The sequence below is a fragment of the Massilia oculi genome (assembly GCF_017582745.1).
Taxonomy (GTDB): Bacteria; Pseudomonadota; Gammaproteobacteria; order Burkholderiales; family Burkholderiaceae_D; genus Telluria; species Telluria oculi_A.
In genome coordinates this window covers 1-14,559 of sequence record NZ_JAFVIM010000045.1, presented here as the reverse complement: position 1 = coordinate 14,559, position 14,559 = coordinate 1, and the positions used below count along the sequence as shown (strand labels likewise).

Sequence of the window (14,559 nt, the reverse complement as noted above, 5' to 3'; positions counted from 1 at the left end):
CAATGCCGCGTTGTAGTCTTTCCAGTTGGTCGTTCGGTACTTCAGCTTTACGGGAGCAATCATGCCGTCAGTTTACCCGTGCTGCGCCTCGGCCGCTGATGGGCCGATTTGTGCAACAAAGCCTTATCGACAATAAAACTCAGGAAGCACGAGATCAGGAACGTCACCTGATCCTCAACACGGAACTGTTGGCGGAATATCAAGAATTTTGGAAGACCACGGGTGCGTTGGCCGCAAGCCCAACACCGGAGCTCGCAGCAAAAGCGCATCGTCATGACGAGAACATCAAGGCACTCCAGGCAGAGCTCCGTAGCGCTGACGCAGGACGGAAGCCCCCGAATGCGCCGCTACGTGTCGTCGTTAGGGCGGAACGCCAGGCAGGGCCGAGAGGCGGAGCCGGGGCCGCCACCTATTGGAACCCCTACAACCGCGCGACCAATGACAGGTCGCCCAACATTTCTTCAACCACCCCGAGGAGGGACGCACCATGAGTACCAAAACCGATCGTGCACTCGCTGCCGCCATGCTGGCTGGCCTGTGTGCGCTGCAGGTGTCGACAGCATTCGCCCAGTTCACTGGAACCGGTACGCAGGCCACGAACTGGGTCGTGGAACTGCTGACCCCTATCATTCCGCTGGCCGCTGCCGTGGTCGGCGTCCTGGCCTGGACCGGTCGTGTCAACTGGGGCTGGTTCCTCGGTGCGATCGTCGGAACCATTCTGTTCTTCGGCCGCGACCAGGTAGTCAGCATGCTGCGCGGCTGGACGGGAGCCTGAGATGGACGTCGAGGACGGCGTCAACGTCGACACGCTCGCGGTCGGACTCACCCGGCCCTCGACGATCCTCGGCGTGCCTTACGGGGCCGTGATGCTCAACCTGCTGGTGTCGGTCGAGACCTTGTCCGTGACCGAAAACCTGATCTGGCTGCTGATGTGCATCCCGGTCCACGGAATCTTCTATCTCGTTACGCTGAAAGATCCGCGCACATTCGAGCTGATCGGGCTGTGGGCGCGGACCACTTTCGGCACGCTGATCTCGTCAAGATGGTACTGGGCCGCCTCATCTTACAGCCCCCTGACGTTCAGGGACCGGCCGGGATTCTTCAAACGGTGGCGCCTCCAGCGTCGCCAGCAGCAGGGAGAGCGATCATGAGTATTTCAGAGAGACGTCGCGAAGCGGTGCGACGCGAAACCCCCGCCGCCAGGCACATACCGTATCAAGGGCACCTGACACGCAACATCATCGACACTATCACCGGTGAGTGCCTGTGCGTGCTGCGCCTTGCCGGCGCAGCCTTCGAATGCGCCGACGACGACGTGATCAACAACCGCCACGACCGCCTCAACCGCGTGATGATGGGCCTGGCCGATCCGCGCATCGCCGTCTGGCAGCACATCGTGAGACGGCAGGAAAACCAGTACCCGGAGGGTGAATTCGCTCCTGGCTTCGCGCGGGAACTCAATGACCGCTTCCGGACAAAGTTGAGCGCCGAACGGCTCATGGCGAACGAGCTGTACCTGACAATCGTCTTGCGTCCCCACGGGTCGAGGACGGAAAGCGTGCTGGCCGCATTGTTCTCCGCGAGGAGTGCGGAGAATATCAGGCGCGCCCGAACTAGGCAGATGGCCGAGCTGGAACGTATCGTGACCGATCTCGTTGCAGCGCTGGCCTACTACGAAGCCGAATGCCTCGAGCTGTACGAGCGCAACGGTGTTCTGTTCTCGGAGCCTGCGGAGCTATTCAATTTCCTCATGACCGGGAAGTGGGAACGCGTTCCCTACGCCCCGGTACCGTTGAACCGACTGATTGGCGGCATGCGGCCGGTCTTCGGCGACGAGTCCGTCAAGGTCCTTAATCCGGACGGTACCCACTTCGGCGCCATGCTTGGCATCGAGGCCTATCCGTCCGAAACGAACCCAATGTTCCTCGACGACTTGCTGACGCTGCCTTTCGAGCTGGTGGTCACGCAGTCCTTCGAGTTTCACGCCAAGGATGCGGCACTACTCAAGATGCAGATGAGAGGCCGTCGCATGGAAAACGTCGGCGACGCGGCGCAGTCGCAAATCGACGAAATTCCCGAACTCGCTGACGACCTGGTCGCCCGGCGCACTGTGCTGGGCGCCCATCACTATAGCGTTCTGGTGAAGGCAGAGAGCCTGGAAGAGCTGCAACAGAACGTCGCGGACGCCCGGAGCGTCCTAATCGACGCTGGCATCAAGCCCGCGCGCGAGGATCTGGTGGTCGAGGCAGCCTACTGGGCACAGCTGCCGGGCAACTTCGCGATGCGTCCAAGGCTATCGCCGATCAACAGCCGCAACATGTGCGGCTTCGTCCCGCTGCACAACTTTCCTACCGGGCGGCGTAGTGGAAACCATTGGGGGCCCGCGATCACGATGCTGGTGACCGCAGCCGGGACGCCGCACTACTTCAGCCTGCATGCCTCCGACCCCAAGGCCAAGAATGGGGGCAATAAGAAGGACGTGGCGAACACCCTCGTGATGGGTCCTACCGGTTCGGGCAAGACGGCGACCGTCACATTCACGCTGACAATGATGCAGAAGTTCGGGATGATGTCGGTGCTGTTCTCGACCGACCGCGATACCGAGATCGCAGTGCGCCGCCTCAATGGAAAGGTATATCGGCTCAGGCTGGACGAACCGACCGGACTTGCCCCGTTCGCGCTCGACCCGGACGAGGCGGAGACACGCCGGCACCTGCAGATACTGGTCCGCAAGCTGGTCAGCCGGCCGGTCGTGTCCGAGGCCGGTGTCGAAGTCGACAGCAAGCCGCTGACCGTGCAGGAAGGAAAGGACGTCGACAAGGCGATCGACGCTGTCCTTCACATGCAGCCAAGGGAGGTACGGCAGCTCGGGCGGGTGCTCGACTTCCTGCCGAAAGGGGAGGTCTACGACCGGCTAGCCCGCTGGTGTCATGCCCGCGAAAAAGGAAGGGAAGACGGGCCGCTGGCGTGGGTTTTCGATAACCCGGTCCCCAGGATCGCCAGCGAACTCGGAACGGCTCCGATCACCGCATTCGACACCACTGCATACCTGGACGATCCGGAATTGCGCACGCCGATTAACATGCACCTGCTGCACCTGGCATCGCGCCTGGTAGACGGCCGGCGGTTCGGCCTGTTTGTCGCGGAATTCTGGAAGCCGCTGGGCGACAGCCACTATGCCGCCTACTTCAAGAAGGCCCTCAAGACTGTGAGGAAGCTGAACGGCTTCGTCGTGCTCGACACACAGTCGCCCAGCGATGCTCTGAGGCTCGAGATCTCGCGCACTCTAGTCGAGCAGTGCCCGACGCTGATCTTGTTCCCGAACCCACAGGCGGACCGGAAGGAGTACCGCGAATATCTCGGCTTGTCCGAACGGGAATTCAAGCTGATAAAGACCGACCTGCCCGAGGGATGCGGCATGTTCCTTCTCAAACAGGGCCGGCACTCGACCGTTGTCCGCCTCCCCCTCGACGGCATGGACGACGACATGGCGGTCCTGTCAGCGCGCACCAGCAATCTGGCCCTCATGGACCGCCTGATTGCGCAATACGGCGAGGACCCTGATGCTTGGGTTCCACACTTCAACGAGGAAAGGAAATCATCATGAAAATCCGCACTCTAGTGCTCGTCTCACTCATGGCAGGGACGTCGTTGCAGGCCCATGCCCAGTGGGCGGTGATCGACGCCGCAAATCTCGGCCAGGCTACCCAGCAAGTGAAGGCATGGGCCGAGCAGTACAAACAGATGCGAGCCCAAATCGATAGCATGACAGCGCACTACAAGGCCATGACGGGAAATCGCGGGATGGCGACGCTGCTGCCAACGGTGGCGCCGTCGCTCCCCCCCGACTGGGCAATGGCAATGCGAAACCTGTCCTCGCTGGCCCAGCAGATTCGGCAGTCACAGGCTGTCCTGACACCTGAACAGGCTGTCCACATGACGCAGCAACTCCAGCAGTTCCTGGCCCAGGCCCAGGATTTGTCGGCCGCGAACCAGGCCATGGCGCAGATCGCATTTAATGACGCCGCTGCCCGTCAGTCGCGCCTGCAGACACTCACAGCGACGTTGGCCACTGCCGAGGACCCGAAGGCTGCCTATGACCTGGCTAACCGGATCGCCATCGAGCATGCGGCATTGGTCAAGGACCAGAACCAGCTGGAGGCGGCGGCCAGCGCGGCGACAGCCCAGGACCGGGCGCAGCGCCTCATGATCAGCCAGATGCGCGCCGCATCGGCTGGTACTGCGATCCCGCGGTTCGATATGCCGCAGCCTTGACCACCATTCCCATCCTTCCTGGAGTTTGCCATGCAACGTTCCATTCTCTTCTTCCTTCTGCTGGCCGCAACCGTTGCCGGCTGCAAGCGCCAGGCGGTCATCGTGCCTGCCGATCGCGTCTATACCGTCGATGAGTACCTTGCCGCCCCCGAACTTCGCCGGAGGGTGAGTGCCGCCTGCAGCAACGACCCCGGACGCACCGCGCAGGACCCCAACTGCGTCAACGTGCATCGCGCCGACCGGGTAGCAACTGCGGGAACCCTGGGCGGCATGCCGCGCACCGTTCCCTAGGAGAGGACATCATGGCGGCGCCCATCACCCTGTACACCGACAGCCTTAACTACATCAACGCGGTCTGCGAGAGCTACGTGGGCGAAAACGTGGCCGCGGTCGCGCGTCTGATCGGGCCCTTCGCCTTCACGATGCTTACCCTGTACGTCGTACTGTGGGGCTTTGCCAGCTATCGCGGCATGATTAGGGAGCCGGCGAACGAGTTCATCAACCGCGTGATCACGGTCTGCATCGTCTTCGGGATTGGCTTCAACTTGGCTACCTACAACGTGCTGATTACGAATACATTCCTGCGCGGCCCGGACGAGTTCGTCGCAGGGCTCGCCCGCTCGGACGGTTCGGGCAACGTGGTGAGCGGGCTGGACGCAATGCTGGCCCAGGGTTTCGAGCTCGGAGCGCGGTTCTGGGCGAAGGCGGGCGTCCTCGATGGCGACCTGGGCATGTATTTCGTGTCGATCGCGGTCTGGGCGCTGACCATCATCGTTACCGCATACGGATTCTTTCTCATGGCGCTGTCGAAGGTCGCGCTGACCGTGCTTATTGGACTTGGGGCGCTTTTCTTCCTCGGTCTGCTGTTCCAGGCAACTGCCGGATTCTTCAACTCCTGGATACGGCAGCTGGCCAATTATTTCCTAGTACCCCTGCTGGTCGTAATGGTCAACCTGCTTGTCATGAAACTGTTCACGCGCGCCGGCAGTGGTGCAGCGGCCATGACGTCAACGACCGAGGTGGCGCAAGTGTTTCCGTTCTTCGCGATGGGACTCGTGTCCCTGCTGGCGCTTGCGTCGGTACTGTCCATCGCGTCAGGACTAGCCGGCGGGATGTCGCTTTCTTCCTTTGGTATGGGCCGGTTGACAGCGGGACTGCTGCATCGGTTCGGCGTGAAACTCGGTAAGAGCAGCGCGCGGCTCGGGGCCAATACGGGCCGAACGCTAGGAAACGGAGCAAAGAAAGTCACAAGGGGCGCCTGGAACTCGTACCAGCACCGCAAGCGCAACACCATCCAGCCTGCCAGGCAGAAGGCCGAAACGAAGCTCCTGACCTACGAACCCTCGCGACCCGCGACAACCGCAGCAGCTAGCAAGCAGAAGACCTGAATCGAGAGGACGACCATGCAAAGACTTCTGATCGTGCTGGCCATCGCCAGCATCCTCGCGGGGTGCGCAAGCACCACGCCAAGCTGCGACGGCAAGGATCGTCGCCCGATCAACGCTCCGGCCAAGGTCGAAGTCAAGTATCCAAGTTGCGGCCTTGCCGCGTGAGGAGAATGTGATGAAGAGCCAACCTGATGCGGGCAAACTGGCCGAGGAACTGGCGGCCGTACGAAAGCTGATCGAAGGTCATGCGAACATGCAGCAATTGCTTGACTTGGCTGCGGACGAGGCAGATCGTCGCGCAGTTGCGGGAGAGCGATCCCGACGCGTCGCATGGCGCGTAGCAAGTGCCTTCGGCGGACTCGCGGTCGCCGCGTTCGGCGTCGCTTGGGGCGCCGTGCAAACCGCCATGCGTCCGGCGCCGCCACCGGAAGTGTTGGTGGTAGACAAGGCCGGCGGTGTCGTCCAGCCGTTGGTCTCACTGGCTGACTTCCAGCTGGCGCCGGAAGAGGCGACCATTCGCCGCAATATCGACACGCTCGTGTCTGCATGCGAGGGGTACAGCTACGAGCTGGCGGATGTGCACTATTACCACTGCGCCGCCTTTTTCAGTCCACAGCTCCAGGCTGACTGGGCCCGAAAATGGGATAAGTCGAACCCCGAGTCGCCCCCCAACAAGTACAAGAGGGAGCGCAAAGTACGTGCCAAGGTCGGCGCCATCACGGTCCTGCGCAATGGAACCGGAACCGCGATCGGCGCCCGGGCCAGCTTCACGCGGACAGAGTCCCTGAATGGCCTGGACGACGGGGCACCGACCACGTGGGTGACGAATCTCTCGTTTCGCTGGGTGAACCAGCCGACAAACGAGCGGGACCGCCGCGTCAATGACCTAGGGATGGAAGTCACCGACTATTCCTCCGACCGCGACCTGACGTCCAACAGGCCGGTTCCGCCATCTGCTCCATCCCGCCACGCCTCCAGCGCGCCGCAGGAATCCCAGATGGCCCTGGTTGCGCCTGCCAACGCGCGAGGAGCAACACCATGAAAAAGCCCATCATGACAGCGGTGGTCGCGCTCGCGCTGGCAACGAACGCCAGTGGCGCACAGCTACCCGAGGCGGGAAACAAGGATGCGCGCATCCGGTTCGCGACCTACGATCCCTATGACGTGGTAACCATCCACACCCGTGTTGGCCTGCTCACCCAGATTGTCCTGGACGAAGACGAGGAAATCGTCGACATGACCGGCGGCGACGTCGAGGGATGGGGCGTGGCCACGAAGCAGGCGCGCAACGGTGTATTCCTCAAACCCGCCGCCGAACTGGCGGATGCGAACCTGCATGTGGTGACGAATAAACGCAGCTACAGCTTCGACCTCAAGATGGCCAGAAAGTCGAAGGGCGAGATCGGCTTCATGACCGTGTATTTCCGCTATCCGGAAGCCGAGAGGGCGAAAGAGGCTGTGGCCAGTGAATCGGAACAGGTCCGCCGCCTGCTGGATGCCGGCGTTCCGGCCGGGAACCGGCGCTACACGGTGCAAGGATCGAGCGAGCTGGCTCCGATCGAGGCGTGGGATGACGGCCGCACGACGTTCCTGCGCTTTCGCGCGCGGTCCACGATCCCGGCAATCTACGAGACCAGCGAGGAGGGCAACCCAGCCAGGATCGAGAACATCAACGTCGAGGACGATGTCGTCCAGGTGCAGGGTATTCGCCGCAAGCTGGTGCTGCAGAGCGGGAAGCGAGTCGCCTGCGTATTCAACGAGAGCTTCGACCCTGATGCCGCGCGGCCTGCCACCAACACGGCGTCGCCTCAGGTCAAGCGCACTCTGAAAGGAGCGGGAAAATGAAGTTCTTCAAGTCGTTGTTCAAGCCCCGAAGTTTGGAACCGGATCCTGACGAGGAGGGCGCCATCGAGGACGAGCGGGAGCTTGGCTCCGTCAATAAGGGGCTTGCACGGCAGAATAAGATTATCAACTGGCTTGGCGCCATCGGCGCCTGCGCACTAGCTGCCTTCTTTCTTTACAAGTACTACGCCGGTGTTTACGAGGATCGGCAGCAATCCAGGATGGCGTCGAAAGACTTGACGCGCACAGTTGCCACTATATCGCTGCCGCCCCTTACCATGCCTGATCCAGGCATGGAGCAATCGCCTGAGGCAACCGGGGCTGCAGAAGTGCGCCCGCCTCCGATGCAGGCACCAGCCTCACCAATAGCGGGGCCTTCCGCGTCTGGCCATTCTCCTGAGAAGAGCCTGAGCCACCTGGCACGAGAACGCCGGCTCAAGCGCGAAGTGCGATTCAGCCTTGACGGCAGCCTCGCACGATCGGCGGCAGCAAAAGAGAGGGAAAGTCACGCCGCAATCGCCAGCAGCGGCGAGACAGCCGAAGAAAGGCGCGGCACTCCTGCACTTGGTGCAGCGGCCCAGGACACGATGCCCAAGACAGGTATGGAGATGGCTCGCGCCTACCTACTTCCCGATCCAACGCTTATGATGACGCGCGGGAAGCTCATCCGCTGCACCGTGCTGCCCGCCTTCGACACCACGCTGACCGGTCCGGTTACCTGCGTCACTGGGGAGGACGCGACCGGCGCTGACAACAAGGTCTCCCTGATGGATCGCGGGACGGTCTGCTTTGGCCAGCAAGGTGGCGGGATCACCCATGGGCAGCGGAGGATAGGCATTATCTGGCAGCGCTGCGAGACGCCGCAGCATGCGCTCGTGCCGTTCAATTCGGATGCTACTGATCCGCTCGGGCGCCCCGGCATTCCTGGAACCGTCGATAACCATTTCTGGGACAGATTCGGCGGCGCGATTGCGCTGAGCCTGATCACCGATGTCGGGCCATACCTGATAGCGACTCGCCAGCGTGGCGACAACAATACGACGGTTTCATTCCCGTCAATGAGCGGACCGAAGGACGTGTTGTCTGAGGTGATAAAGAGTACCGTGGACATCGCCCCCACCATCACTGGACCACAGGGCGCCGAAGTATTCATCTACCTCGCACACGACATCGATTTCCGTGACATCTACCAGTTGGAACGAGTGAGGTGACCATGAGCACTAGCGAACCTTTCCATGGCGCGGGCAAATCGACGCTCGAGCTGCACCTGCAACCAATCGCGTCGCATCTGGTTGACGACTCGGTGACCGAAATCGTGATCAATCGTCCGGGTGAAGTGATGCTGGAGCGCAGGGCTGGTTGGGAGTCCGTGCAAAACGAGGCTGTTTCGTACAAATGGTGTGAAGGCCTCGCAATGCTGCTCAGGAATCAGGCGAACCAGGACCTCACCGAAGGTTGGCCGCTCCTTGGCACGCAGATGCCGGGCGGCTTGCGCGTCCAAGTCGTGATTCCACCAGCGATCGATGCGGGCCAGGTCTCGTTCACGATCCGTCGTCCGATCGGCGATGTGCTGACACTTGAACAGATCATCGACGGCGATGCCTTCGAGCATGCGCGTTGTGAGCAATCGCTTTTGTTAGGAGGCGAAGAGCGGGTGCGCCTCGAAGCGGCATTGCCCGCAAGCGAGCGCAGGCTGCTGGATATGTTCCGGCAGAGGGACTGGGGTGGGTTCTTCAAGAGCGCAGTCGAGGGGAAGAAGAACATCGTGTCCTCCGGTGCGACCGGATCGGGCAAGACGACTTTCAGCAACGCCCTGGCGGCCTTGATTCCCCTCGATGAGCGAATCATTACGGTCGAGGACACCCGCGAGATGCGACTGCCGCATACAAACCAGATCAATCTGGAATACAAGAAAGGGGAGAACGGGGTGTCGAAGCTGAAGGCGCGAGATCTTCTCGAGGCGACGCTGCGAATGCGTCCCGACCGTGTGCTGTTGGCCGAGTTGCGTGGCGACGAGACGTTCTTCTTCATACAGAACGTACTCAATTCGGGGCATCCCGGAACAATCACCACCGTGCACGCCACCCGCGCGAAGCTCGCTTTTCGCCGGCTGGCCTTGCTGGTCAAGGGGAGCGTGGAAGGTGCCGGTCTGGAACTGGCAGATATCACTGACAACCTGTACACCCTGGTCGACATCGTCGTGCAGATGGAACGTTTGCCTGGCGGTGGCCGCGTCGCCAGCGAGGTCTACTACGATCCCGCGTTCGCGGCCCGGCAGCTTGGATAGGAGGCTTCTCATGCTCATCACTCCGATCGATAGCGCCCGCTACAAGGCACTGGCTTTCAGTGGCCTGCTGCTTACGGGCGTGCTCTCCGCACTCTACCTGGCAAGCTACTTTTTCCTAATCAAGCTATCCAGCCCCCAACTGCCCCCGTCCGCCGCTACACCGTTGACGGTGATCCGTTACTGGCAGTATTACGGTAGCGATCCGTACACCCGGCAATGGCTGATCGGATGCCTAGTCGCTGGATCCGCAGCCGCCGTTGCTGGCGTGAGCTGCCTGATCAGGCCGGTCAGCCGGTCGTTACATGGAGATTCGCGCTTCGCTACGCTGCGGGAAGTGATCCGTGCCGGCCTATGCGGCGACGAAGGCATCATCCTGGGGCGGTGGGGCCGGCGCTACCTGATCCTGGGCCGGCAACTGGCGGCGATCATCATCGCACCGCCGCGGTCAGGGAAGGGCGCCGGACTCGTCCAGCCGAATGCCTTGTCTTGGAGCGGAAGCCTGATCGTCAACGACGTGCGCCGCGAATGCTATCGCATCACGGCGGGCTATCGTAGCCTCTTTTCTAAGGTGTATCTCTTCGACCCATTGTCGTCCAAGGGTGTCACTGCGCAGTGGAATCCGATATCAACACACTACGTGCCGGATGATCCGCCGCTTTGCGTTAGTGCGCTACAAAAAATTGCGAATCAGCTTTCGCCAGATCCGGCGACGGGCGACCCGTTCTGGCCGGCGTCCTGTCGCGACCTGTTCCTCGGACTGGGCCTGTATGTGATCGAGACGCCTTCGCTGCCACGTACCTTGGGCGAGATGGTCCGCCAGATCATGCATGGCGAGGATGACTCCGTCAGTGAGCACTGGAGGCAAATCATCAGTGATCGCGACGAAGCCGGTCGGCCCCTGTCGTCGACCTGCAAGCGCATGTTGTACGACTTCATCGCATTGAGCCCCCAGACCCAGTCCTCGGTACGCAAGACCTTTACCGCGAAACTGCAGCTATGGACTAACCCGCTCATAGATGCGGCGACAAGCCAGGACTCGTTTGATTTCCATGACCTGCGTCGCAAGCGTCTTTCGATCTACCTGGGTGTCAACCCTGGCGACTTGGACCGTCTCTCACTACTGATGAACTTGTTCTTTACCCAGATGCTGGACGCGAACATGGACACCATGCCCGAGGACGATCCGACCATCAAGTATGAACTTCTGCCAATCATGGACGAATTTGCCGCACTGGGGCGAATGCCGATCATCCAGAACAGCATCCAGCTGATGGGGGGATACGGCATTCGCCCGCTGTTGATAGCGCACTCCATCCCTCAGCTGCGTTCGGTGTATGGTCCGGACCACACGCAGAATATTATTGCGTGCTGTGGCGCACGTGTGGTGTATGCGCCAAATGACAGCGATCACGCGACTGATATTTCCCGCGAACTGGGCACTTTCACGACCGATAGCATTTCGCATTCGCGGCCAGCTCGTGGCATGGAGTTCGGGACGATTACCAGATCGAAGGTCGCCCGCGCCCTGCTCAATCCGCAGGAGGTAAGGATGATGGGTATAAATAATGAGATCGTGTTCATTGAGCACTGCCCTCCGATCTTCTGCCGCAAGATTTGGTACTGGCAGCGCCTCGTCTTCCTGAATCGAGCAAACAGGCCGCGGCCCGAGATCATACCGATCGAGATCACCATGCCACCGCCACCACTTCTCGCCAAAAAGGCTGGCGAAGGTTCGGGGAAAGGCAAGGATGCGCGAGACATCACGCCAAAAGACGTCTCAACGATCAACAAGCTCAAGCTTACGGATTTTGCAACAAATTTCTCAAACGTCCAGTTGCCGAAAGGAGGCCGACCTACCGACGAAGACCTCAGACAGACTTTCAATTCCTTTATCACAGCAATTGAAGCGTGAGGACCGAAGACATGAATCCACTGAACGAAGAGAGCAAGAGCCAGCAGCCTCTAAAAGCACCCAAGGGCCTATCAACCGTTGATCGGGATGAGGCGCCGACGCTGGACGCGGCAACAGTAGACGCTCCTGGCCCAAATGTGAAGCCCAAGAGTCCTAGAAAGCGCGTCGTTAATGAAACACCCGAAGAGGCGGGCATGTCTAAAAAGTCCAGGCGTGTCGGCCAAAGCAAGGCACGAGCGGACCAAGTGATCGGCGCCCAGGAGCCTACGGCGCCTGCGGTGAAGCCGGCGCGTGCAAAGCGGGTACAAAAGCATATAGACGTTCAAGCGATTGTCCAGAAGGAGCCGATCAACAGGTCTAAACGTGCATCGGGCAGTGAGGAAGCCAAGGAGGCTGAAGCCCGCACTGAAGTGGCAGGTGACACGAATGACATACCTCAGATTACCGCGTCGGCAATTAAGTACTTGGGAAAGAAAAATGCGACGCTTGCCGACTATATCAAGCTCGATCCAGAGAGCCTCACATTTGTCCGATACCACCTCAAGCGCATGCATCAGTTCGAGGCAGGCAGTCAGCCAGCGGGAGAGTACGCAGACGCGAAGACGCGGCCGGTTAGCCCGGCCCTGCAACGGTTTGCCGACGCACGGGCAAAGGAGGTTGAACAAATTCGTGGGATTGTGGCAGTGCAAGTCTCAGCCAATCGGATTGACAAAGTAGATCAGGCGCAGATGCGTACAGCCGTCCGTTCCTATGGCCAGAAATTGACTGCAAATTCGAGCTACTCATCTGTTAATGTCCAGCTCCGCAAGTTCGAACTTGCTACTCGTAAGCCCGGTACAGACATTCAAACTGGCGAAGTCGCACTAGACGACAGCCAGCGCATGCACAGGGTACTTGGTACCGCACAAATCCTGACGGCTAATCCAAACCGCGAGCTCGCGCTTGTTGACGCTACTAACCTGGTCGCAAACGACATCAAGGAGGTTCGTGCCATTCAAGACGTGTCCGCGCGTCGCCTTGCGCTAAGTGCGGTGATCGAAAGCGGCCTTGCTCAGCCGTTTTACCATTCAGAATTTGCAAGGCAGGCGCCAGAGCTGGTTGAACAGGCCACCCAGGCTCACAGGGCCACTAGAGCTGATTGGGGCTTGACGTACGAGGTCATTAGTAACCTCAGCAACCTTGTCGGGTCCGAGATGTCGTTAACCAAAGACCAGACCGCTGCGCTTGCGCGAAGGACGATCGCGACGATTCGCGCAATCGAGGTTCCCCGGTATCGCGAGCAGGCACTAGCCGCCAGCCATCAGGCTGCTCTTTGGCACCCTCACTACCGAACGGAGTTCGCCCACAACGCTCCAGACCTCGTTGGGATGGCGGAATTGGCCTATAGGACGGATGATTCCACAACCATAGCCGGCTCAAAGAAGCGCCTCATGGACGAAAACTCTATAGAACAAAGTCCGTTGCTGCTCGTTACGAAGGCCCAAACAGTTCATCAGAATGACCAAGCAGCATCTGCGGTACACAGGCCATCGTCGTCCGAAGAAGTCGGGAAGGAGGCGGCCGTCTCCGGGGCCTCTGATGAGGCGGCTGCGCCAGGCGCTAGCGGGCATTCAGGCCTAGGCCGACGTCTGCTGCTTGCTATTGAAGGAGCCATAAGTCAGACAGATACTTGGCTATCGAAACGGCGGATGAAGAATGTGGATTCTGTAGGCGTCACGCCAGTGACGCTAGAAAAGCCGGCGACAACGCCGGTAAAGGAAGACAACAAGTCATCAGTGGTGCCGGAATCGGTCGCGCGACGCTTCCTCAGGGTTGAGACTGAATATTACTTTCAGGATCGAACACCGGCGTTCTCGGATCGAGGCAGCAAGCTGGCCACTCGTAGTGCAAAACCCGAAATAGTTCGTTCGATGGTGGAAATCGCAAAGGCACGTGGATGGGAAACAATCACCGTCAAGGGTGCCGAAGAATTTCGGCGAAGCGCTTGGATGGAAGCAATCCAGGACGGCCTGACCGTCGCCGGCTATAAGCCCACTGCCATTGACTTCGCAGCGCTGGCAAGTCGACCGGCAAAAAATACAGTAGAGAAAGGTATCGCTCAGAGCAAGGGCAACGTGCCGATACAACCTCAGGCCGGGAAACAGCCACCGCAGACCGATTATTTGCAAACAGCAGGTGCCCAGGATACGACAGAGATTGAACGTGCGCCGGCTGATTTCCGTCCTGATCCGGACTTGGTAGCGAAGGCTAAGGCATTTGAGGAAGGCGAGCCAGCGACCGTCGTGAAGAAGTATCCGGACCTTGCCAAGGCATATGGAGTCGTGGCAGCGGCTAGGGCCTTTGCCTCCGAAAAGTTACCTGAGGCCTCGCGCAACGATTTCGTCAAGATGGCGAAGCGGCATATGGCCGAAAAGATCACGTCCGGTCAGCAGATCCATGGGCCGAAGATTTACCTTGAACCCACCAAAACCATTGACAGCCGCGATAGGGTGGAGGTGGCTACCGAGGCGGTTGATCGTAGCCAGCCGCCAGGGCCAAAGGCGGTGAACAGGGAGCGATAGACTTCCACAAGCGAGTAGTCGAACTCGCGCCTGTTCATGTTTATGACTAGGACCGCGGGAAGCCGGCAGTTGCTCGAATAAATCGCTATGAGCAATTGAGCGGACAGGCTATCCCGCCCCGACTCAAGTTAGCGGGCCTCCACGAAAACCGGGGTGATTCCTTCTTGCTCAGTAAGCGTCCTCCCAGCACCGTCTGTACCTAGCCAACTCGCTCTGCGAAAGTAGTTCCCGTTACTTTTTGATGGGAACTACTGTGGACACTGTTGGCCAGACGAGCAATCGCAAGGGACGTCC

General features: G+C 60.1%; 14 protein-coding genes. All 14 read left to right on the top strand.

Annotated elements, in window-relative coordinates:
* On the top strand, nucleotides 1-491 hold a 491-nt coding region (locus J3U95_RS27320), incomplete at its 5' end, for a hypothetical protein (protein WP_208281635.1).
* Complete coding sequence (locus tag J3U95_RS27315; protein ID WP_071362197.1) at nucleotides 488-775, top strand: TrbC/VirB2 family protein; 288 nt, start codon at nucleotides 488-490, stop codon at nucleotides 773-775. The genes J3U95_RS27320 and J3U95_RS27315, both read left to right, overlap by 4 nt.
* A gap of 1 nt (nucleotide 776) precedes the next feature.
* Nucleotides 777-1,151 carry a VirB3 family type IV secretion system protein gene (locus J3U95_RS27310; RefSeq protein ID WP_071362198.1) on the top strand — a complete coding sequence of 125 codons (375 nt, stop codon included), beginning with the start codon at nucleotides 777-779 and terminating at the stop codon, nucleotides 1,149-1,151.
* Nucleotides 1,148-3,607, top strand: coding sequence for a VirB4 family type IV secretion/conjugal transfer ATPase (locus tag J3U95_RS27305; RefSeq protein WP_208281634.1), 2,460 nt, complete (start codon nucleotides 1,148-1,150; stop codon nucleotides 3,605-3,607). Before J3U95_RS27310 ends, J3U95_RS27305 begins: the two co-directional genes overlap by 4 nt.
* Nucleotides 3,604-4,275 (top strand): type IV secretion system protein, encoded by a 672-nt coding sequence (locus J3U95_RS27300; RefSeq protein ID WP_071362200.1) that lies wholly within the window; start codon nucleotides 3,604-3,606, stop codon nucleotides 4,273-4,275. Before J3U95_RS27305 ends, J3U95_RS27300 begins: the two co-directional genes overlap by 4 nt.
* A 30-nt stretch (nucleotides 4,276-4,305) precedes the next feature.
* Nucleotides 4,306-4,566 carry an EexN family lipoprotein gene (locus J3U95_RS27295; protein ID WP_071362201.1) on the top strand — a complete coding sequence of 87 codons (261 nt, stop codon included), beginning with the start codon at nucleotides 4,306-4,308 and terminating at the stop codon, nucleotides 4,564-4,566.
* 11 nt (nucleotides 4,567-4,577) lie between these two features.
* Nucleotides 4,578-5,663, top strand: coding sequence for a TrbL/VirB6 family protein (locus tag J3U95_RS27290; protein WP_208281633.1), 1,086 nt, complete (start codon nucleotides 4,578-4,580; stop codon nucleotides 5,661-5,663).
* Between the two features lie 15 nt (nucleotides 5,664-5,678).
* Complete coding sequence (locus J3U95_RS27285) at nucleotides 5,679-5,828, top strand: hypothetical protein (RefSeq protein ID WP_177185534.1); 150 nt, start codon at nucleotides 5,679-5,681, stop codon at nucleotides 5,826-5,828.
* Between the two features lie 10 nt (nucleotides 5,829-5,838).
* Nucleotides 5,839-6,705 carry a VirB8 family type IV secretion system protein gene (locus J3U95_RS27280; protein WP_208281632.1) on the top strand — a complete coding sequence of 289 codons (867 nt, stop codon included), beginning with the start codon at nucleotides 5,839-5,841 and terminating at the stop codon, nucleotides 6,703-6,705.
* The gene (locus J3U95_RS27275) at nucleotides 6,702-7,508 is read left to right on the top strand and encodes a TrbG/VirB9 family P-type conjugative transfer protein (protein ID WP_208281631.1); all 807 of its coding nucleotides are present in this window, start codon (nucleotides 6,702-6,704) and stop codon (nucleotides 7,506-7,508) included. Before J3U95_RS27280 ends, J3U95_RS27275 begins: the two co-directional genes overlap by 4 nt.
* On the top strand, nucleotides 7,505-8,716 hold the full coding sequence (locus J3U95_RS27270; RefSeq protein WP_208281630.1) for a TrbI/VirB10 family protein: 1,212 nt from the start codon (nucleotides 7,505-7,507) through the stop codon (nucleotides 8,714-8,716). The genes J3U95_RS27275 and J3U95_RS27270 overlap by 4 nt, the downstream gene beginning before the upstream one ends.
* A 2-nt stretch (nucleotides 8,717-8,718) precedes the next feature.
* Complete coding sequence (virB11, locus tag J3U95_RS27265) at nucleotides 8,719-9,792, top strand: P-type DNA transfer ATPase VirB11 (protein WP_208281629.1); 1,074 nt, start codon at nucleotides 8,719-8,721, stop codon at nucleotides 9,790-9,792.
* Nucleotides 9,793-9,802: 10 nt separating this feature from the next.
* On the top strand, nucleotides 9,803-11,704 hold the full coding sequence (locus J3U95_RS27260; protein WP_208281628.1) for a type IV secretory system conjugative DNA transfer family protein: 1,902 nt from the start codon (nucleotides 9,803-9,805) through the stop codon (nucleotides 11,702-11,704).
* A gap of 11 nt (nucleotides 11,705-11,715) precedes the next feature.
* Nucleotides 11,716-14,265: an LPD7 domain-containing protein gene (locus J3U95_RS27255; RefSeq protein ID WP_208281627.1), complete on the top strand. Its 2,550-nt coding sequence runs from the start codon at nucleotides 11,716-11,718 to the stop codon at nucleotides 14,263-14,265.
* Nucleotides 14,266-14,559 lie beyond the last annotated feature (294 nt).